Genomic DNA, 17,271 nt, shown 5'->3' with positions numbered 1-17,271 from the left:
TCCTCATCTTGTTCCTTGAGAAAATAATTAACATTAGTTAAATATAAATAAGGATTAATGATAAGTCAATCTTTTTGTGCAAAAATAAAAAAGGATTGATGCTTGGCGAAAACATCAAATCCTTCTTCGTTTTACTGCTGGTAAGGAGACTGCTGCTGAATGGTCTGCCGGAACTTCTGATACGATTGCTGAAGCTTTTGGGTATCGGCGGCTTCAATGGAATACCAGCCATTTTGAAACATCACATCGTATAATCTTCTTTGCGCTTTTTGTGACTCATCGAAAATCGCCTGAATATCTTGATAAAGAGACTCGTGGCTGAACTCGTGCAGGGCTGTGCAATATGAAGCCGTGATGTATTTTTCCGTCGTCAGCAGCTCATTGACCAAGTCTCTGTCATTCATTTGCGCCGTATTGGGCACGGGCGTTTGCGGATTCGTGATTTTTTGATTTTGCTGTTCCATGTATTGTCCTCCTATTGCATGTAGCCTGTTGTTGTCTGTCCGCCTTGATCGGGGTTCAAGCGGCCTAATATGTGCTGATAATGCTTCTCATGCATCCGGCCGATCTGATCAAGCTCTTGTTTTAACGTCTGATTCTGGCAGTGTTCCGCCATAAAATGCGCTTTTTTCATGGCAAGCAGATTCCAGTTCAGCATGTCCTCAAGATACAAATGGTCTTTCGTTGAGATGACGGCAGGCGGCAAGTTTCCGTGCTGCTCTTGGTTGTTCATATAAACGCCTCCTTCAATTCTGTTCTTTTTAGCTTTCTCTGCGACCGGAAATTCATACACGAATAAAAGAAAAAGGAGGGAGTTCATCCTTGCTGCGGAGCATATGTTTATTTTTGCGGAAGAATGTAAAAAAGCAATCAGGGCGATTGCCGAGAATCAACTGGATTGTGAGCTGTCGCTGAAATTAACATCCATCGGTCTGGATATTTCCGAGGAACTCGCGGAACAGCATGTCAGAGACATATTGACGGAGGCAAAAGAACGCGGCGTGCCTGTAACGATTGATATGGAGGACTATTCAAGATGCGGCCGTACGCTTGAGCTGTATAAGCGGTGCAAGCCGGATTTTCCGATGCTCGGCACCGTCATTCAGGCTTATTTGTACCGGGCAGCTGAAGACATCAGCGGTCTGATGCCATATAAGCCGCGGCTCAGGCTTGTAAAAGGCGCTTATAAAGAATCGGCGGCCGTTGCGTTCCCTGATAAAAAAGCAACCGATCTTCATTTTCAGCAGCTGATTAAGCTGCTGCTTTTGAGCGGCCATGAAACGGCGGTGGCAACACATGATGATGACATCATTTCTTATACGAAAACACTCATCAGCGAGCATCAGATTCCCCGGGAGCAGTTTGAATTCCAAATGCTGTACGGCATCAGAACGGAGCGCCAGAAGGAGCTTGCCGAAGAAGGATACAGGATGAGGGTGTATGTCCCGTACGGCACCGATTGGTACGGGTACTTGATGAGAAGAATTGCCGAGCGCCCGGCAAATGCGGCGTTTGTGCTGAAAGGGATCTTCAAAAAATAACGGCTGCTCCAAAAAGCAGCCGCAGTATGTTATTCCATGTTGTCTTTTTTATATTGCTGATTTTGGCTCGTCCGTTTGCCGCCGCCGTATTTTTGCTTCGGTCCCGCATTTCCTTTCATGCTGGCCGCGCTCACTGCGGCAGAAGACGGATCTTTTCTCCCTCGCACCATTCCCTTCACCTCCGGGTTTAAGTTTCCCGCCCGCGCCATGGAACATGCGGAAGCCGAAAAATTAAAAAAAATTCCATATTTGCTATTGAAGTCATCCTGAAAATCTTTTAAGATGAAAGAAGAAAAGGGTTTCATTTTTTTTGCCGAAAAAATGAATGACTATTCATTCAAAGTTCAAGGGGGATGACTCATGCACAAGTTTATAAAGAAAGCAGCCGTTCTCGGATCAGGCGTCATGGGATCCGGAATTGCCGCGCACTTGGCTAACATCGGAATTCCCGTCCTGCTGCTTGATATTGTGCCAAACGAGCTGACAAAGGATGAGATGAAAAAAGGGCTGACATTAGAAAGCCCGGAGGTCCGCAGCAGACTGAGCCGATCGGCCATGCAAAAGCTGCTGAAGCAAAAACCGGCGCCGCTGACTTCGGCTGCCAATCTCGACTATATAACGGCGGGGAATTTGGAAGATGACGCAGCTCAATTGAAGGATGCTGATTGGATTATTGAAGTCGTCGTCGAAAATCTTGACGTAAAAAAACAGATTTTCTCACTCGTTGATGAATACCGGAAACCGGGAAGCATCGTGTCGAGCAATACGTCCGGTATCTCCGTCACAAAAATGGCGGAAGGCCGATCTGCCGATTTTAAAGCTCATTTCTTAGGAACCCATTTCTTTAATCCGGCCCGCTACTTGAAGCTTCTGGAAATCATTCCGATTCAGGAAACAGATCCTGACGTGCTGGAGTTTATGACTTCATTTGCAGAAAACACGCTTGGGAAAGGTGTCGTCATCGCAAAAGACACGCCTAACTTTATCGCCAACCGCATCGGTACGTACGGCCTGCTGGTCACGGTAAGAGAAATGCTTTCTTCCGGCTGCCGCATCGGCGAGGTGGACACGGTGACCGGGCCTTTGATCGGCAGACCGAAAAGCGCGACCTTCAGAACCCTTGACGTTGTGGGGCTTGATACTTTCGCTCATGTGGCAAAAAATGTGTATGATAAAGCCGACGGCGCTGAAAAAGACATGTTTAAGCTTCCTGAATTTATGAATGACATGCTGAAAAACAATTGGCTGGGCAGCAAATCAGGCCAAGGATTTTACAAAAAAGAAGGTAAAACAATATATGAACTCGATCCGCTGACCATGACATACGGTGAGCGCTCGAAAATGAAGACGCCCGCTTTAGAAGCCGCCAAACAGGCAAAGGGTGCCAAAGGCAAAATGAAAGCGCTTGTATATTCCGATGACCGCGCCGGACGCCTGCTTTGGAATATCACATCGCAAACACTCTTATACTCAGCCCGGCTTTTAGGTGAGATCGCTGATGATATTAAAGCAATTGATGACGCCATGAAATGGGGCTTCGGATGGGAGCTCGGACCGTTTGAGATGTGGGATGCCATCGGCGTCAGAAAATCAGCGGAGCGGCTCGAAGAAGAAGGCGCAGCACTCCCCGGCTGGGTGAAAGAAATGCTTGATCAGGGCCATGAAACATTTTATATGAAGGAAAACGGAACACAATTTTATTATTCAGACGGCCAATACAGGGCTGTGAAAGAAAATCCGAAACGGATCAGCCTGCAAACGTTAAAAGAAACAAAAGGCGTTATCACTAAAAACAGCGGCGCAAGTCTGATTGATCTCGGCGATGATGTCGCGCTGCTGGAATTTCATACGAAAAGCAACGCGATCGGCTTAGACATTATTCAGATGATTGACAATGCGCTTGAGGAAACGGAGCGGAATTATAAAGGTCTTGTCATCGGAAACCAAGGCAGACATTTCTGCGCGGGAGCAAACCTTGCGATGATTTTAATGGAAGCCCAGGATGATAACTTCATGGAAGTCGATTTTGTCATCCGCCGTTTTCAGCAGACGATGCTGAACATCAAATACAGCGCTAAACCCGTTGTAGCGGCGCCATTCGGGATGACACTCGGCGGCGGTACGGAAGTCTGTCTCCCGGCGGCACGCGTTCAGGCGGCGAGCGAATCGTATATGGGTCTCGTTGAAACCGGCGTCGGCCTTATTCCGGGCGGCGGAGGAAACAAAGAGCTGTACATCAATTATTTGGACGGCGGAAGTGAACTGATGGACGCAGCGATTAAAACCTTCGAAACAATCGCGCTTGCCAAGGTGTCCGGTTCGGCACACGAAGCCCGTGACATGAAGATTTTGTCCGCGGCAGACCGTATCAGCATGAATCAGGATCACCTGCTGCACGATGCGAAACAGCTGGCTGCTTCCTTATATGACAGCGGATACCGTCCGCCTGCCCGCAAAAAAGTGAAAGTCACCGGAGAAACCGGCTGTGCGGCATTACTGCTCGGAGCAGACCAAATGAGACGGTCGGGTTATTTATCCGATCACGATATGAAGATTGCGAAGAAGCTGGCCCATGTCATTGCCGGCGGAAGAGTCCCGTTCGGCACGGAGGTTTCAGAAGAATATTTACTCGAGATTGAAAGAGAAGCCTTTTTAAGCCTCGCTGGCGAGGCGAAATCTCAAGCGAGAATGCAGCATATGCTCGTCAAAGGCAAACCTTTACGGAACTAGGAGGGTGTTTATGAGAGAAGCAGTCATTGTGGCCGGTGCGAGAACCCCGGTCGGTAAAGCGAAAAAAGGCTCGCTTGCAGCCGTTCGTCCTGATGATTTAGGCGCGCTTTGTGTAAAAGAAACGCTGAAACGGGCAGGCGGCTATGAAGGAAATATCGATGACTTAATTATCGGATGTGCAACACCTGAAGCCGAACAAGGATTAAATATGGCGCGGAATATCGGTGCGCTGGCGGGGCTTCCTCATACAGTGCCGGCCATTACGGTGAACCGCTACTGCTCTTCCGGACTCCAGTCCATCGCTTACGGTGCGGAAAAAATCATGATCGGCGCGGGCGACACCGTAATCGCCGGCGGTGCGGAATCCATGTCGCAAGTTCCGATGATGGGGCATGTGACACGGCCGAATATCGCTTTGGCGGAGCATGCGCCTGAGTATTACATGAGCATGGGGCATACGGCGGAGCAAGTCGCCGAAACGTACGGGGTATCCAGAGAAGATCAGGATGCATTTGCAGTCCGCAGCCATCAGAATGCCGCAAAAGCCCTTAAGGAAGGGAAATTCAATGACGAAATCGTGCCGGTTGAAGTATCGCTGACAGAAGTCGGGGATGACCATAAGCCGCGGAAAAAACAATTTACCTTTTCTCAGGATGAAGGCGTGCGCCCCGGCACATCGGCTGACGTCTTGGCGAAGCTCCGCCCGGCTTTTTCTAAAACGGGAACCGTGACGGCCGGGAACTCTTCACAAACAAGTGACGGCGCGGCGGCTGTCATGCTGATGGATCGCGAAAAAGCTTCTTCGCTCGGATTGGCGCCGCTAGTCAAATTCCGTTCCTTTGCCGTAGGCGGCGTTCCCCCTGAGGTAATGGGAATCGGTCCGATTGAAGCCATTCCGCGGGCGCTCAAGCTTGCCGGACTCGAATTACAGGATATCGGGCTTTTTGAATTGAATGAGGCCTTTGCTTCACAGGCCATTCAAGTCATCAGATCGCTCGGGATTGATGAAGAAAAGGTGAACGTCAACGGAGGCGCCATCGCGCTCGGACATCCGCTCGGATGCACGGGGACGAAGCTGACCCTGTCACTCATTCATGAAATGAAACGGAGAAACGAGCAATTCGGCGTGGTGACGATGTGCATCGGAGGCGGCATGGGCGCTGCCGGCGTATTTGAGCTCATTTAAAACAAGGGGGAAACGAAGCATGAAACAGGAAACGGTCAACGTCAAAAAAGGCGGCAGCTTTCTGATTGAAGAGACGGGATATGATCAAATATTCACTCCGGAGGACTTTACAGACGAACATAAAATGATCGGCAAAACGACAGAAGACTATGTCGTAAACGATGTGCTTCCTTATATAGATGAAATTGAAAACCATCAGTTCGAGCATTCGGTCAGACTGCTGAAAAAAGCCGGAGATCTCGGCCTCCTCGGAGCAGACGTGCCTGAAGAGTACGGCGGAATCGGCCTGGATAAAATCAGTTCAGCCTTCATTACGGAAAAGTTTTCACGTGCCGGCAGCTTTTCGCTATCTTACGGCGCTCACGTCGGTATCGGTTCATTGCCGATTGTGTTCTTCGGAACGGAAGAACAGAAAAAAACCTATTTGCCGGACTTGGCTTCAGGACAAAGAATCGCGGCATACGCCTTAACTGAGCCCGGTTCAGGTTCAGATGCCCTTGGCGCGAAAACGACGGCTGTTTTGAATGAAGCGGGCACACACTATATTCTTAACGGGGAAAAGCAATGGATTACAAACTCCGCCTTTGCAGATGTCTTTGTCGTCTACGCTAAAGTGGACGGAGATAAATTTTCCGCATTTATCGTAGAAAAGAACTATCCGGGCGTATCAACGGGACCGGAAGAGAAAAAAATGGGGATTAAGGGTTCATCGACAAGAACGCTGATTTTAGATCAGGCGGAAGTCCCGAAAGAAAATCTTCTCGGCGAAATCGGAAAAGGCCATGTCATCGCCTTTAATATTCTGAATATCGGGCGCTACAAGCTTGCCGTCGGCACAATCGGCGCTTCAAAACGGGTGATTGAGCTGTCTGCCGCTTATGCAAACCAGCGCCGGCAATTTAAAACGCCGATCGCAAGCTTCACGCTCACTCAGGAAAAGCTTGCGACGATGTCAGCCCGGCTTTACGCCATGGAGAGCTCTGTATACAGAACAGTAGGCTTATTCGAAGATAATATGAGCAGACTGACGGAAGAGGAGCAAAAAGACGGACGCGAAGTCGCGAAGTCCATCGCCGAGTACGCGATTGAATGCTCGCTCAACAAAATGTGCGGTTCTGAAACGCTTGATTACATTGCCGACGAAGGCGTTCAAATTCACGGCGGTTACGGATTTATGCAGGAATATGAAGTGGAGCGCGCCTATCGCGACTCAAGAATCAACAGGATTTTTGAAGGCACAAATGAAATCAACCGCCTGATCGTAACGAGCACGTTTCTGAAAAAAGCCGTAAAAGGTCAGCTGCCGCTCTTTGAAAAAGCAAAAGCGCTCCAAGAAGAACTCATGATGCTGATGCCTGAAGAGCCGGGCTCAGAACCTCTTGAACAGGAAAAATACATTGTCAGACAGGCGAAAAAGATCGCCCTCTTGACAGCGGGTCTCGCGGCGCAGAAATACGGCAAAGAGATCGAAGGCGAGCAGGAAATCATGGTGAACATTGCCGATATTGTCAGCGCGCTGTACGCTTTGGAATCTGCCGTCCTCAGAACGGAAAAAGCAATTGCGGCGGACGGTGCCGAAAAAGCCGCGCAGAAGCTGTTATATACGGAAATCTTTGCCCAGGAAGCCCTTCAGAACATTGAAGCGCACGCCAAAGAATCACTGATCGCCATGGAGGAAGGAGATTCCCTCCGCATGATGCTTTCCGTGCTGCGCAAACTGACGCGCCTGACGCCGAAAAACCTCATTCAGAAAAAACGTGAAGCGGCAGCAGCCGTCTTCCGTGAAGAAAAATATACGGTCTGATCACATGCTGAAAGCGCTCCTTCATCAGGGGCGCTTTTTCATGAAGCAACGTTATAGGTTTTTACAAGTGATTGTGTTAAAATAACGACGATCATTTACAAGGGGTGAAGAAGATGTCGTTAAATTTTTACTGGTACCCTAAATGCGGAACGTGCCGTAATGCGAAAAAATGGCTGGAAGACCGCGGTAAGGAAATAAACGAAATACATATCGCGGAGGAAACTCCGTCGAAAGAAGAAATTAAAGACCTCTATGAAAAGAGCGGTCTTGAGCTGAAAAAGTTTTTCAACACGAGCGGAATGAAATACCGCGAGCTGAACTTAAAGGAAAAACTGTATCATATGTCAGAGGATGAACAGCTCGAACTTCTGGCATCAGACGGTATGCTCCTGAAACGCCCGATTACGACAGACGGCGAAAAAGTCACTGTCGGCTTTAAAGAAGACCAATTCGAAAAATATTGGATGTAATGCCAGGTTCAAAGAATTATGGTATCTTCTTATTATAAGAAAAAAATGGAGGGATTTAGATGAGCACACCGAAAGATATGCGTTATTCCAAAGAGCACGAATGGGTCAAAGTTGAGGGCGGAAAAGCCCGTATCGGGATTACACATTTCGCGCAAGCCGAACTTGGCGACATCGTATTTGTCGAGCTTCCGGAAGTCGGCGCCGAAATTAAAGCGGACGAGCCATTCGGCAGCGTGGAATCCGTCAAAACCGTATCCGAACTGTACGCACCGATTAACGGAACGGTGACGGAAGTGAACGAAGACCTTGATGACAGTCCTGAATTCGTAAACGAGTCTCCGTATGAAAAAGCGTGGATGATCGTCGTGGAACCGGCTGATGCTGAAGAAATCGAAAACCTCATGACTTCTGAGCAATATGACGAAATGACACAGGAAGACTGATCGGATAGCAAAGGGGCCATTTGGACACTCTATCTGTAACGGGAGGTGTCTAAAATGGCTTTTGATAAACAAAAGGTCGATGTGACGGAGAACGTCACGGGCCGCTTTCAAAACGGCCGGTTTTCCTTGTTTCATGAAAATGAAGCCATCGGCGAGATGACAGGCATGGACCAGTACGAGCTCAAACAGGGCTTTTCATTTGAAAATCAAAAATTTTATAAAACAGCCGATGTCATAAACGGCAGCGATCCGAAATATGTCGATTGCGATTATGAGAATGGCTGGTGTTAACAGTTGGCGGTGAATTTCACTGCCTTCTTTTTCAATCTGACGCTAAAACAATCGGCAGGTGACGCGCTTATGTACAACGGAGATGAAAAGGTCATTATCGTAGAAGGGAAATCTGATAAAATCAAAGTCAGGGAAGTGCTCATCGAACCCGCGGAAATCGTCTGTACAAACGGGACGATCGGCCAAACCGAACTGGAAGATTTGGCGGACCGCCTGTTTGACAGAGACGTCTATATTTTAACGGACGCAGATGACTCCGGAGATAAACTAAGAAAACAGCTGAAACGGGAGCTTCCCGAAGCGCGCCATATTTATATAGACAGAACATACAGGCAAGTCGAGTCGTGCCCGGGCCATCATCTCGCATCTGTGCTGATCAGAGCCGGCTTTGATGCTGACACTGTATTTTTGAAAAAGAACGACCTGAGGTGGTAATCATGAAAGAACTCCAAGAAAATGAACTCGAATCGATTCAGGATGACGTTTATCTCCTGTATTTGTACACCCCGTTTTGCGGCACATGCCAGCTGGCGTCCAAAATGCTTACTGTCGTCGAAGAAATGCTGCCCGGCGCCGCCTTCTATAAAAACAACGTGAATTATTCCCCCGCATTCGCCAAAGCCTATCAGATTGAAAGCGTTCCGTGCTTTTTGCTGTTTAAAGGCGGAGAGCTTGTTGAGAAAGGATACGCCTTCCGCTCCGTTTCCTATTTATATGAGCTGATTAAACAAAAAACATCGCAAACGTTCCCGATGTGACAATATTTACAGGAAAATGTCGTGCGGTTTATAAAGGGTTCTGTCCGTTAAAAAGAGAAAGTGTATGTATGGCCATTAAAACGGGAGGTTATACGAGTGGAGAAAATAGAAGTTTCAGAGAATGACGGACAGCATCTGTTTTTGAAACCGCTATTAAATGCCTCAACGCTGCTGATTACATTCCAAGGAGAAACAGAAGCCTTAACGGTCTCAATTAACGGACAGGGAGAAATGAGAAAAACGTCGGCTTCAAAGGAGAAATCTAATTTGACCTTTTACGGAAACCAGACGGAAATCATCCATCTCCTGCATGGTGATGTCTCTTTGCAAAAGCTTATCCAAAGCGGAAAACTCAAAGTGAAAGGATCATTCAGAGCCCTGCTGAAGCTGGAGGCCATCCTCTGGCTGACAAACGGATTTTTTCAGGCGATCAGTAAACGGCCGTAACTGCCAATCTACTATGTGACAATAGCTTCCAATATTTATTTTATTGACTTTTTATCATTCGCCGTGCTATTCTACAGTAAGAATTTCCGGACGAAAATACGATATGTTTTCTCTTATCAAGAGAGGTGGAGGGAAGTGCCCTATGAAGCCCGGCAACCATCAACAATGTTGAAATGGTGCCAATTCACTCGAAGCGGTCTGCTTTGAAAGATGAGAGAAAGGCCTTTTTCAATAAGCCTTTCTGCTCATTTTTGCAGAAAGGCTTTTCTTTTGCGGAGAAACCCGGAAGATTTCTTAGAATAGTGTAAGGCGGGTGATTGCTTTGATCCATCTTCAAAATGTTTCAAAAATTTACAAAGCGAAGCATGGGGATGTCAATGCTGTCCAAGATGTCACTCTTGATATCAAAAAGGGCGAAATATTTGGAATTATAGGATATAGCGGAGCTGGTAAAAGTTCCTTAATCCGTCTCCTGAACGGCCTTGAAAAGCCGACGTCGGGAACCGTGGAAGTCGCGGGGACGGAATTAAATAAAGTAAGCAGCCGCGGGCTGAGAAAAGCGCGCCAGGAAATCAGCATGATCTTCCAGCATTTTAACCTTTTGTGGTCGCGCACCGTCCGGGAGAACATTATGTTCCCGCTGGAAATCGCCGGCGTGAAAAAAAGCGAACGGGTCCGCCGCGCTGATGAATTGATTAAACTGGTCGGATTAGAGGGGAAAGAAAAATCTTATCCGTCGCAGCTGAGCGGCGGTCAAAAGCAGCGTGTCGGCATCGCCCGGGCGCTCGCCAATAATCCGAAAGTCCTTCTGTGCGATGAAGCGACATCAGCGCTCGATCCGCAGACGACCGATTCAATTTTGGATCTTTTATCCGATATAAATGACAGACTCGGTCTGACGATCGTGCTCATTACCCATGAAATGCACGTCATCCGAAAAATCTGCAACAGAGTCGCCGTCATGGAAAACGGGAAAGTCGTTGAAGAAGGCGAAGTACTCCAAGTTTTCAGAAACCCGCGCGAACCGATGACCAAGCGTTTCGTTCAGCAGGTGACAGAACCGGAGGAGACGAAAGAAACCATCCAGCATTTTCTGCAGGAAACAGCGACAGGAAAAACGATTCAGCTTTCATTTGTCGGGCAGGCCGCCGAGCAGCCCCTCATTACGGAAATGATCCGAAACTTTGATGTGGACGTCAATATTCTGCAGGGGAAAATTTCACAGACGAAGGACGGAGCCTACGGTTCATTATTCATTCATATTGACGGTCAGGAAAAAGAAGTAGAAAACGTGATCCGGTTCATCAAAGACAAACAGGTAGAAGCAGAGGTGATCACAAATGTTTGAAAAATGGTTCCCGAACGTTGATATAACCGAGCTGTGGACGGCCACATACGAGACCCTTTATATGACGGTTATCGCTTTAGTTTTTTCATTTATCATCGGAGCGATTCTCGGTCTTCTGCTCTTTTTAACGGGCAAGGGAAGCTTATGGGAAAATAAAATCATTAACACCGTGATTGCGGCGGTCGTTAATATTTTCAGGTCTATTCCGTTTCTTATTTTAATTATTCTGCTTCTCGGCTTTACTAAGATTTTGGTCGGATCGATTTTAGGACCGAACGCCGCATTGCCGGCGCTGATTATCGGCTCCGCGCCGTTTTACGCCCGTCTTGCGGAAATTGCGCTCCGGGAAGTCGATAAAGGAGTCATCGAAGCTGCCAGATCAATGGGAGCAAAGACATCGACGATTATCTTCAAAGTGCTGATTCCTGAATCAATGCCTGCGTTAATTTCAGGCATCACCGTTACGGCCATCGCCCTGATCGGATCTACCGCCATTGCCGGCGCTATCGGTTCAGGCGGACTCGGAAACCTTGCATATGTAGAAGGCTACCAGTCCAATAATACGGATGTAACGTTTGTAGCGACAGTATTTATACTCATCATCGTCTTTATCATTCAGATTATCGGTGATGTAATTACAAATATAATAGACAAAAGATAAGGGAGGATTTACATTGAAAAAGATTGTATTAAGTGCGCTGCTGCTTGTGTTCGCGGGAGTTTTAGCCGCCTGCGGATCAAACGGCTCGAATAAAAAGGAAATCGTCGTCGCCGCGACAAAAACACCGCATGCTGAAATCTTAAAAGAAGCGGAACCGCTCTTGAAGGAAAAAGGCTACACATTAAAAGTAAAAGTGCTGAACGATTACAAAATGTACAACAAAGCGTTAGCTGATAATGAAGTGGATGCGAACTACTTCCAGCACGTTCCTTACCTTGAACAGGAAATGAAAGAAAATAAAGATTACAAACTCGTGAATGCCGGAGCCGTTCACCTTGAGCCATTCGGAATTTACACGAAAAAATACAAATCACTGAAAGACCTGCCTAAAGGCGCGACCATCATCATGACTAACAATGTCGCTGAACAAGGCCGTATGCTGGCGATGCTTGAAAAAGCCGGACTGATCACACTTGATCCGAAGGTAAAAACGATTGAAGCGACGACGAAAAACATTACGAAAAACCCGAAAAACCTGACATTCAAAAAAATCGCCCCTGAATTAACGGCGAAAGCATATAATGAAGAAGAAGGCGATGCAGTCTTCATTAACGTCAATTATGCGATTCAAAACAAACTGAATCCGTTAAAAGATGCGATTCAAGTGGAATCAACGAAAAACAACCCGTACGCAAACATCATCGCCGTACGCAAAGGTGACGAAAAATCAGAGAAAATCAAAGCGCTTATGGAAGTGCTTCATTCTAAGAAAATCAAAGACTTTATTGAGAAAAAATACGACGGAGCCGTGCTTCCCGTATCTGAATAAAGCGAAAACCCCGGATGAATCATCCGGGGTTTTTTTCGGGTATTAATCGGAGAACTGTCCATAATAAAAAGGAAGGTTAACGATTGGAGGGAATGGCAGTGGCTCAATACCAGGATAACGGAAAAAGCGTGCATGACGCATTGAAACAATATAAAGAAGGTTTAGGCATATTCGAGCAAAAAATGCCGATGATGGGGCGGAAGTTTAATGAATTTACTGAGCAGTGTTTCTCAGCGGATTCATTAACTGAAAAAGAGAAACAATTAATCGCTCTGGGCATCAGCATCAGCGCTCAAGATGAATTTTGCATGATTTATCATACGAAGGGCTGCCTTGACCAAGGGGCCACAGAAGAAAACATCCTTGAGGTCATCAGCGTCGCGGCGGCATTCGGGGGCGGCGCGGCTCTCAGTCAGGGAGTGACCCTCGTGCAGCAGTGTATTCAGGAATTCGGACATACGACGCATTAGAATGAGCAATCGTGTGAATACCGTTTTTCAGATAAAGCGAGCGCCGGTTTCCGGCACATTCGAAAGGATTCAGGGGCACACACTCTTTGGCCGGAGCAGCGGATCATTGTTACAATAGAAACAAATATATGAAGGGATTGATTCATTATCTGCACCAGCCACGAGAGACTGGACCTTGACTATACGCCTGAAATGGAAAAAGCGATGCAGAAGTCACACGGCATCGGCTACGAGGAATACGGACGGCGTCTTTCAAAAAGGATGGAAGTCGAACGGCAGAGGGAGCTTGAATATCAAAAAAGCAAGTTCCTCGCAGCGCAGCTTAATGAGAAAATCGGTCAGTAAAAAAGGGTGGATTTCCGCCCTTTTTCTGTTTCAAACAGCTTTAATTACGCCTTGATCTTTGATAAACTTTAGGAATGTTCCGGGTAATATAAAAAGTTGTATTTACTTTTCATTTGTTATAAAATTAGAATGAGAATAAATTGAGAATAATGATTATATATTTTGGAGGTATAGATATGGCTGCTTCAACATTAACGATCAAGGATCTTCACGTTGAAATCGAAGGAAAAGAGATCTTAAAAGGTGTAAACCTTGAAATAAAAGGCGGCGAATTCCACGCTGTCATGGGGCCGAACGGTACCGGTAAATCCACGCTCTCAGCAGCGATTATGGGACACCCGAAATACGAAGTTACAAAAGGCAGCATCACGCTTGACGGCAAAGATGTACTGGAAATGGAAGTGGACGAGCGCGCTCAGGCGGGTCTTTTCCTTGCGATGCAGTATCCAAGCGAAATCAGCGGTGTGACAAATGCCGATTTCCTTCGCTCTGCGATTAACGCACGCCGTGAAGAAGGCGATGAAATTTCTCTTATGAAATTCATCCGCAAAATGGACGAAAACATGGAGTTCCTTGAAATGGACCCTGAAATGGCGCAGCGTTACCTGAACGAAGGTTTCTCAGGCGGGGAGAAAAAACGCAACGAAATCCTTCAGCTTATGATGATCGAGCCGAAAATCGCCATTCTTGACGAGATCGATTCAGGTCTTGATATCGATGCGCTTAAAGTCGTTTCTAAAGGAATCAACAAAATGCGCAGCGAAAACTTCGGCTGCTTAATGATCACTCACTACCAGCGCCTTCTGAACTACATCACGCCTGATGTCGTTCACGTTATGATGCAGGGACGCGTAGTGAAATCCGGCGGCGCGGAGCTTGCACAGCGCCTTGAAGCGGAAGGTTATGACTGGATTAAACAAGAACTAGGCATTGAAGACGAAACTGTAGGCCAAGAAGCGTAAGCGTTAGGGGGATAATCATGACATTGGAAACGAAACTATCCGTAGATCAGGAATATGTCAAAGGCTTTTCCGAAAAGCATCAAGAACCTGCCTGGCTGAAAAACCTGCGCTTACAGGCTCTTGAAAAAGCTGAAGATCTGCCGCTGCCTAAGCCTGATAAAACAAAAATCACAAATTGGAACTTTACAAAGTTCAACAAGCATACAGTAGAAAACGCGCCGCTTGCTTCTTTAGAAGATTTAGCTGATGAAGCAAAAGCGCTGATCGATATCGAAAACGAAGACAAAACATTATATGTGCAGCGTGACCAAACGCCAGCTTTCCTTTCTCTTTCCAAAGAACTGAAAGACAAAGGCGTCATTTTCACGGACATCTTAACGGCTGCCCGTGAGCACAGCGACCTCGTTGAGAAGTATTTCATGAAAGACGGCGTTAAGGTCGACGAACATAAACTGACTGCGCTTCATGCGGCATTAATGAACGGCGGGGCATTCCTTTATGTTCCTAAAAACGTTCAGGTGGAGACGCCTGTTCAGGCCGTTTACGTTCATGAAAGCAATGACACGGCATTGTTCAACCACGTGCTGATCGTCGCTGAAGACCACAGCTCCGTCACTTACGTTGAGAACTACATCAGCACGGTGAATCCGAAAGAAGCGGTATTCAACATTATCAGTGAAGTGGTCACAGGTGATAATGCCAGCGTGACGTACGGCGCCGTTGACAACCTGTCAGCAGGTGTCACAACATACGTCAACCGCCGCGGAGCCGCGCGCGGACGCGACAGCAAAATCGAGTGGGCGCTCGGACTGATGAACGACGGCGACACGATTTCTGAAAATACGACAAACCTCTACGGAGACGGCACATACGGCGATACGAAAACCGTAGTTGTCGGAAGAGGAGAACAGACGGAAAACTTTACGACGCAGATCATCCACTTCGGTAAGGCTTCTGAAGGTTATATCCTGAAGCACGGAGTCATGAAAGATGCCGCATCTTCCATCTTTAACGGAATCGGCAAAATCGAGCACGGCGCGTCTAAAGCAAACGCTGAACAGGAATCCCGCGTCCTGATGCTGAGTGAAAAAGCACGCGGAGATGCAAACCCGATTCTCTTAATTGATGAAGACGATGTAACTGCAGGACATGCGGCATCTGTCGGCCGTGTGGACCCGATCCAGCTTTACTACTTAATGAGCCGCGGAATTCCGAAAGAAGAAGCGGAGCGCTTAGTCATTTACGGATTCCTTGCTCCGGTGGTAAAAGAGCTTCCGATTGAAGGAGTTAAGAAACAGCTCGTCTCCGTCATCGAAAGGAAAGTAAAATAATGAATATCACCGATATTCGTGAACAGTTCCCGATCCTTCATCAGCAAGTGAACGGACATGACCTCGTGTACCTTGACAGCGCGGCGACTTCCCAGAAGCCGCGGGCTGTCATTGAAGCAGTGGATCAGTATTACAGCAAATACAATTCCAATGTCCACAGAGGCGTTCATACTCTTGGCACGAGAGCGACAGACGGCTATGAAGGTGCGCGTGAAAAAGTCCGTAAGTTTATCAATGCGAAGTCAATGGCTGAGGTCATTTTCACAAAAGGTACGACAACTTCACTGAATATAGTGGCGCTGAGCTATGCCCGCGCCAGCTTAAAACCTGGTGATGAAGTGGTCATCACCCAAATGGAGCATCATGCGAATATCATTCCGTGGCAGCAGGCAGTAAAAGCAACCGGCGCGACTTTAAAATATATCCCGATGCAGGAAGACGGCACGCTTTCGCTGGACGACGTCCGGCAGACTGTCACAAGCCATACGAAGATCGTGGCAGTCGCTCATGTGTCAAACGTGCTCGGCACGATCAACCCGATAAAAGAGATCGCCAAAATCGCTCATGACAATGGCGCGGTCATCGTGGTGGACGGGGCGCAGAGCACACCGCACATGAAAATCGACGTTCAGGACCTGGATTGCGACTTCTTCGCGCTTTCTTCCCATAAAATGTGCGGCCCGACGGGAATCGGCGTGCTGTACGGCAAGAAAGAACTGCTTGAGAATATGGAGCCGGCCGAATTTGGCGGCGAAATGATCGACTTTGTAGGGCTTTATGAATCAACTTGGAAAGAGCTTCCGTGGAAATTTGAAGCAGGCACGCCGATTATCGCAGGCGCGATCGGATTGGGAGCCGCGATTGATTTTCTTGAAGAGCTCGGACTCGACGAGATTTCCCGGCATGAGCATAAGCTTGCAGCCTATGCGCTTGACCGTTTCGAGCAGCTGGACGGCGTGACGGTATACGGTCCGAAAGAGCGGGCGGGACTTGTGACATTTAATCTTGATGAGGTTCACCCTCATGATGTCGCGACTGTCCTCGATGCTGAGGGCATTGCGGTCAGAGCCGGCCATCACTGCGCCCAGCCGCTCATGAAATGGCTGGATGTATCTGCTACTGCGAGAGCGAGTTTTTATCTGTATAATACAGAGGAAGAGATCGATAAGCTCGCGGAAGCCCTCCAAAAGACAAAGGAGTACTTTACAAATGTCTTTTAATGCAAATTTAGATACATTATACAGACAAGTGATCATGGATCATTACAAAAATCCGCGCAACAAAGGGGTTTTGGATGACAGCATCGTCGTCGATATGAACAACCCGACTTGCGGCGACCGGATCAGACTGACAATGAAGCTTGACGGCGATACCGTTCAGGAAGCGAAGTTTGAAGGGGAAGGCTGTTCCATCTCCATGGCTTCAGCTTCCATGATGACGCAGGCGATTAAAGGAAAAGATATTGATACCGCCCTTTCCATGTCTAAGATTTTCTCAGACATGATGCAAGGGAAAGAGTATGACGACTCAATAGATCTCGGGGATATTGAAGCCCTTCAAGGCGTTTCGAAATTCCCGGCCCGGATTAAATGTGCCACCCTTTCATGGAAAGCACTTGAAAAAGGAGTCGCTGGCGAAAAAGGCGGCAATTAAAA

General features: G+C 47.5%; 21 protein-coding genes, 1 pseudogene and 1 riboswitch. Of the genes and pseudogenes, 19 read left to right on the top strand and 3 right to left on the bottom strand.

Annotated features, from left to right (window positions below; all coding sequences use genetic code 11):
• Nucleotides 1–131 precede the first annotated feature (131 nt).
• Both VP472_RS15945 and VP472_RS15940 read right to left on the bottom strand, forming a co-directional pair.
• Nucleotides 132–464 (bottom strand): spore coat protein, encoded by a 333-nt coding sequence (locus VP472_RS15945; protein WP_003151830.1) that lies wholly within the window; start codon nt 462–464, stop codon nt 132–134.
• 11 nt (nt 465–475) lie between these two features.
• Nucleotides 476–733 carry a hypothetical protein gene (locus VP472_RS15940; protein WP_003151832.1) on the bottom strand — a complete coding sequence of 86 codons (258 nt, stop codon included), beginning with the start codon at nt 731–733 and terminating at the stop codon, nt 476–478.
• 115 nt (nt 734–848) lie between these two features.
• Between VP472_RS15940 and VP472_RS15935 the strand changes: the two are divergent.
• Nucleotides 849–1,541, top strand: a pseudogene (locus VP472_RS15935) (proline dehydrogenase family protein); the annotation flags it as partial.
• Between the two features lie 29 nt (nt 1,542–1,570).
• Here VP472_RS15935 and VP472_RS15930 read toward each other — a convergent pair.
• A complete protein-coding gene (locus VP472_RS15930) occupies nt 1,571–1,711 on the bottom strand; it encodes a YuzL family protein (protein ID WP_003151836.1) in 141 nt (46 codons plus the stop codon).
• 190 nt (nt 1,712–1,901) lie between these two features.
• Here VP472_RS15930 and VP472_RS15925 point away from each other — a divergent pair, with 190 nt between their 5' ends.
• The 18 genes from VP472_RS15925 (at nt 1,902) to sufU (ending at nt 17,269) form a co-directional block, all read left to right on the top strand.
• Nucleotides 1,902–4,271: a 3-hydroxyacyl-CoA dehydrogenase/enoyl-CoA hydratase family protein gene (locus VP472_RS15925; RefSeq protein ID WP_077722804.1), complete on the top strand. Its 2,370-nt coding sequence runs from the start codon at nt 1,902–1,904 to the stop codon at nt 4,269–4,271.
• 10 nt (nt 4,272–4,281) lie between these two features.
• Nucleotides 4,282–5,457: an acetyl-CoA C-acetyltransferase gene (locus tag VP472_RS15920; protein ID WP_003151841.1), complete on the top strand. Its 1,176-nt coding sequence runs from the start codon at nt 4,282–4,284 to the stop codon at nt 5,455–5,457.
• 19 nt (nt 5,458–5,476) lie between these two features.
• Complete coding sequence (locus tag VP472_RS15915; protein ID WP_077722803.1) at nt 5,477–7,261, top strand: acyl-CoA dehydrogenase family protein; 1,785 nt, start codon at nt 5,477–5,479, stop codon at nt 7,259–7,261.
• A gap of 113 nt (nt 7,262–7,374) precedes the next feature.
• Nucleotides 7,375–7,731 carry an arsenate reductase family protein gene (locus tag VP472_RS15910; protein WP_003151843.1) on the top strand — a complete coding sequence of 119 codons (357 nt, stop codon included), beginning with the start codon at nt 7,375–7,377 and terminating at the stop codon, nt 7,729–7,731.
• A gap of 59 nt (nt 7,732–7,790) precedes the next feature.
• A complete protein-coding gene (gene gcvH, locus VP472_RS15905) occupies nt 7,791–8,174 on the top strand; it encodes a glycine cleavage system protein GcvH (protein WP_102422532.1) in 384 nt (127 codons plus the stop codon).
• A gap of 54 nt (nt 8,175–8,228) precedes the next feature.
• Entirely contained in the window at nt 8,229–8,465 is a 237-nt protein-coding gene (locus VP472_RS15900) for a YusG family protein (protein ID WP_003151845.1), read from the top strand.
• A 69-nt stretch (nt 8,466–8,534) separates the two neighbouring features.
• The gene (locus VP472_RS15895) at nt 8,535–8,900 is read left to right on the top strand and encodes a toprim domain-containing protein (protein ID WP_017418962.1); all 366 of its coding nucleotides are present in this window, start codon (nt 8,535–8,537) and stop codon (nt 8,898–8,900) included.
• 2 nt (nt 8,901–8,902) lie between these two features.
• Nucleotides 8,903–9,223, top strand: a complete 321-nt coding sequence (locus tag VP472_RS15890) for a thioredoxin family protein (RefSeq protein ID WP_003151847.1) — start codon at nt 8,903–8,905, stop codon at nt 9,221–9,223.
• 96 nt (nt 9,224–9,319) lie between these two features.
• Nucleotides 9,320–9,670 (top strand): SCP2 sterol-binding domain-containing protein, encoded by a 351-nt coding sequence (locus VP472_RS15885; protein WP_003151848.1) that lies wholly within the window; start codon nt 9,320–9,322, stop codon nt 9,668–9,670.
• 110 nt (nt 9,671–9,780) lie between these two features.
• Nucleotides 9,781–9,887, top strand: a riboswitch (SAM riboswitch).
• A 105-nt stretch (nt 9,888–9,992) separates the two neighbouring features.
• Complete coding sequence (gene metN, locus VP472_RS15880; protein WP_003151850.1) at nt 9,993–11,018, top strand: methionine ABC transporter ATP-binding protein MetN; 1,026 nt, start codon at nt 9,993–9,995, stop codon at nt 11,016–11,018.
• Nucleotides 11,011–11,679 (top strand): methionine ABC transporter permease, encoded by a 669-nt coding sequence (locus VP472_RS15875; RefSeq protein ID WP_003151851.1) that lies wholly within the window; start codon nt 11,011–11,013, stop codon nt 11,677–11,679. Before metN ends, VP472_RS15875 begins: the two co-directional genes overlap by 8 nt.
• 13 nt (nt 11,680–11,692) lie before the next feature.
• Nucleotides 11,693–12,508, top strand: coding sequence for a methionine ABC transporter substrate-binding lipoprotein MetQ (gene metQ / locus VP472_RS15870; RefSeq protein ID WP_012118382.1), 816 nt, complete (start codon nt 11,693–11,695; stop codon nt 12,506–12,508).
• Between the two features lie 92 nt (nt 12,509–12,600).
• Nucleotides 12,601–12,978, top strand: coding sequence for a carboxymuconolactone decarboxylase family protein (locus tag VP472_RS15865; RefSeq protein WP_031306536.1), 378 nt, complete (start codon nt 12,601–12,603; stop codon nt 12,976–12,978).
• Nucleotides 12,979–13,170: 192 nt separating this feature from the next.
• Nucleotides 13,171–13,323, top strand: coding sequence for a YuzK family famiily protein (locus tag VP472_RS15860; protein WP_003151857.1), 153 nt, complete (start codon nt 13,171–13,173; stop codon nt 13,321–13,323).
• A gap of 176 nt (nt 13,324–13,499) precedes the next feature.
• Nucleotides 13,500–14,285: a Fe-S cluster assembly ATPase SufC gene (gene sufC, locus VP472_RS15855; protein WP_003151872.1), complete on the top strand. Its 786-nt coding sequence runs from the start codon at nt 13,500–13,502 to the stop codon at nt 14,283–14,285.
• Nucleotides 14,286–14,302: 17 nt separating this feature from the next.
• Nucleotides 14,303–15,616 (top strand): Fe-S cluster assembly protein SufD, encoded by a 1,314-nt coding sequence (sufD, locus tag VP472_RS15850; protein WP_003151874.1) that lies wholly within the window; start codon nt 14,303–14,305, stop codon nt 15,614–15,616.
• Nucleotides 15,616–16,836, top strand: a complete 1,221-nt coding sequence (gene sufS / locus VP472_RS15845) for a cysteine desulfurase SufS (RefSeq protein ID WP_146275461.1) — start codon at nt 15,616–15,618, stop codon at nt 16,834–16,836. The genes sufD and sufS overlap by 1 nt, the downstream gene beginning before the upstream one ends.
• Complete coding sequence (gene sufU / locus VP472_RS15840) at nt 16,826–17,269, top strand: Fe-S cluster assembly sulfur transfer protein SufU (protein ID WP_003151877.1); 444 nt, start codon at nt 16,826–16,828, stop codon at nt 17,267–17,269. Before sufS ends, sufU begins: the two co-directional genes overlap by 11 nt.
• Nucleotides 17,270–17,271 lie beyond the last annotated feature (2 nt).

The sequence above is a fragment of the Bacillus sp. MT(2024) genome (assembly GCF_036362845.1).
GTDB lineage: Bacteria > Bacillota > Bacilli > Bacillales > Bacillaceae > Bacillus > Bacillus velezensis.
This window is presented reverse-complemented; position numbering and strand designations above follow the sequence as displayed.

Coding starts and splice junctions, on each gene's coding strand:
- VP472_RS15910 (WP_003151843.1), top strand. CDS start 7,375: ATGTCGTTAAATTTTTACTGGTACCCTAAATGCGGAACGTGCCGTAAT.
- VP472_RS15890 (WP_003151847.1), top strand. CDS start 8,903: ATGAAAGAACTCCAAGAAAATGAACTCGAATCGATTCAGGATGACGTT.
- VP472_RS15875 (WP_003151851.1), top strand. CDS start 11,011: ATGTTTGAAAAATGGTTCCCGAACGTTGATATAACCGAGCTGTGGACG.
- VP472_RS15915 (WP_077722803.1), top strand. CDS start 5,477: ATGAAACAGGAAACGGTCAACGTCAAAAAAGGCGGCAGCTTTCTGATT.
- VP472_RS15945 (WP_003151830.1), bottom strand. CDS start 464: ATGGAACAGCAAAATCAAAAAATCACGAATCCGCAAACGCCCGTGCCC.
- VP472_RS15920 (WP_003151841.1), top strand. CDS start 4,282: ATGAGAGAAGCAGTCATTGTGGCCGGTGCGAGAACCCCGGTCGGTAAA.
- VP472_RS15895 (WP_017418962.1), top strand. CDS start 8,535: ATGTACAACGGAGATGAAAAGGTCATTATCGTAGAAGGGAAATCTGAT.
- sufS (WP_146275461.1), top strand. CDS start 15,616: ATGAATATCACCGATATTCGTGAACAGTTCCCGATCCTTCATCAGCAA.
- VP472_RS15930 (WP_003151836.1), bottom strand. CDS start 1,711: ATGGTGCGAGGGAGAAAAGATCCGTCTTCTGCCGCAGTGAGCGCGGCC.
- sufC (WP_003151872.1), top strand. CDS start 13,500: ATGGCTGCTTCAACATTAACGATCAAGGATCTTCACGTTGAAATCGAA.
- VP472_RS15940 (WP_003151832.1), bottom strand. CDS start 733: ATGAACAACCAAGAGCAGCACGGAAACTTGCCGCCTGCCGTCATCTCA.
- VP472_RS15925 (WP_077722804.1), top strand. CDS start 1,902: ATGCACAAGTTTATAAAGAAAGCAGCCGTTCTCGGATCAGGCGTCATG.
- gcvH (WP_102422532.1), top strand. CDS start 7,791: ATGAGCACACCGAAAGATATGCGTTATTCCAAAGAGCACGAATGGGTC.
- VP472_RS15865 (WP_031306536.1), top strand. CDS start 12,601: ATGGCAGTGGCTCAATACCAGGATAACGGAAAAAGCGTGCATGACGCA.
- sufD (WP_003151874.1), top strand. CDS start 14,303: ATGACATTGGAAACGAAACTATCCGTAGATCAGGAATATGTCAAAGGC.
- VP472_RS15860 (WP_003151857.1), top strand. CDS start 13,171: ATGGAAAAAGCGATGCAGAAGTCACACGGCATCGGCTACGAGGAATAC.
- VP472_RS15900 (WP_003151845.1), top strand. CDS start 8,229: ATGGCTTTTGATAAACAAAAGGTCGATGTGACGGAGAACGTCACGGGC.
- sufU (WP_003151877.1), top strand. CDS start 16,826: ATGTCTTTTAATGCAAATTTAGATACATTATACAGACAAGTGATCATG.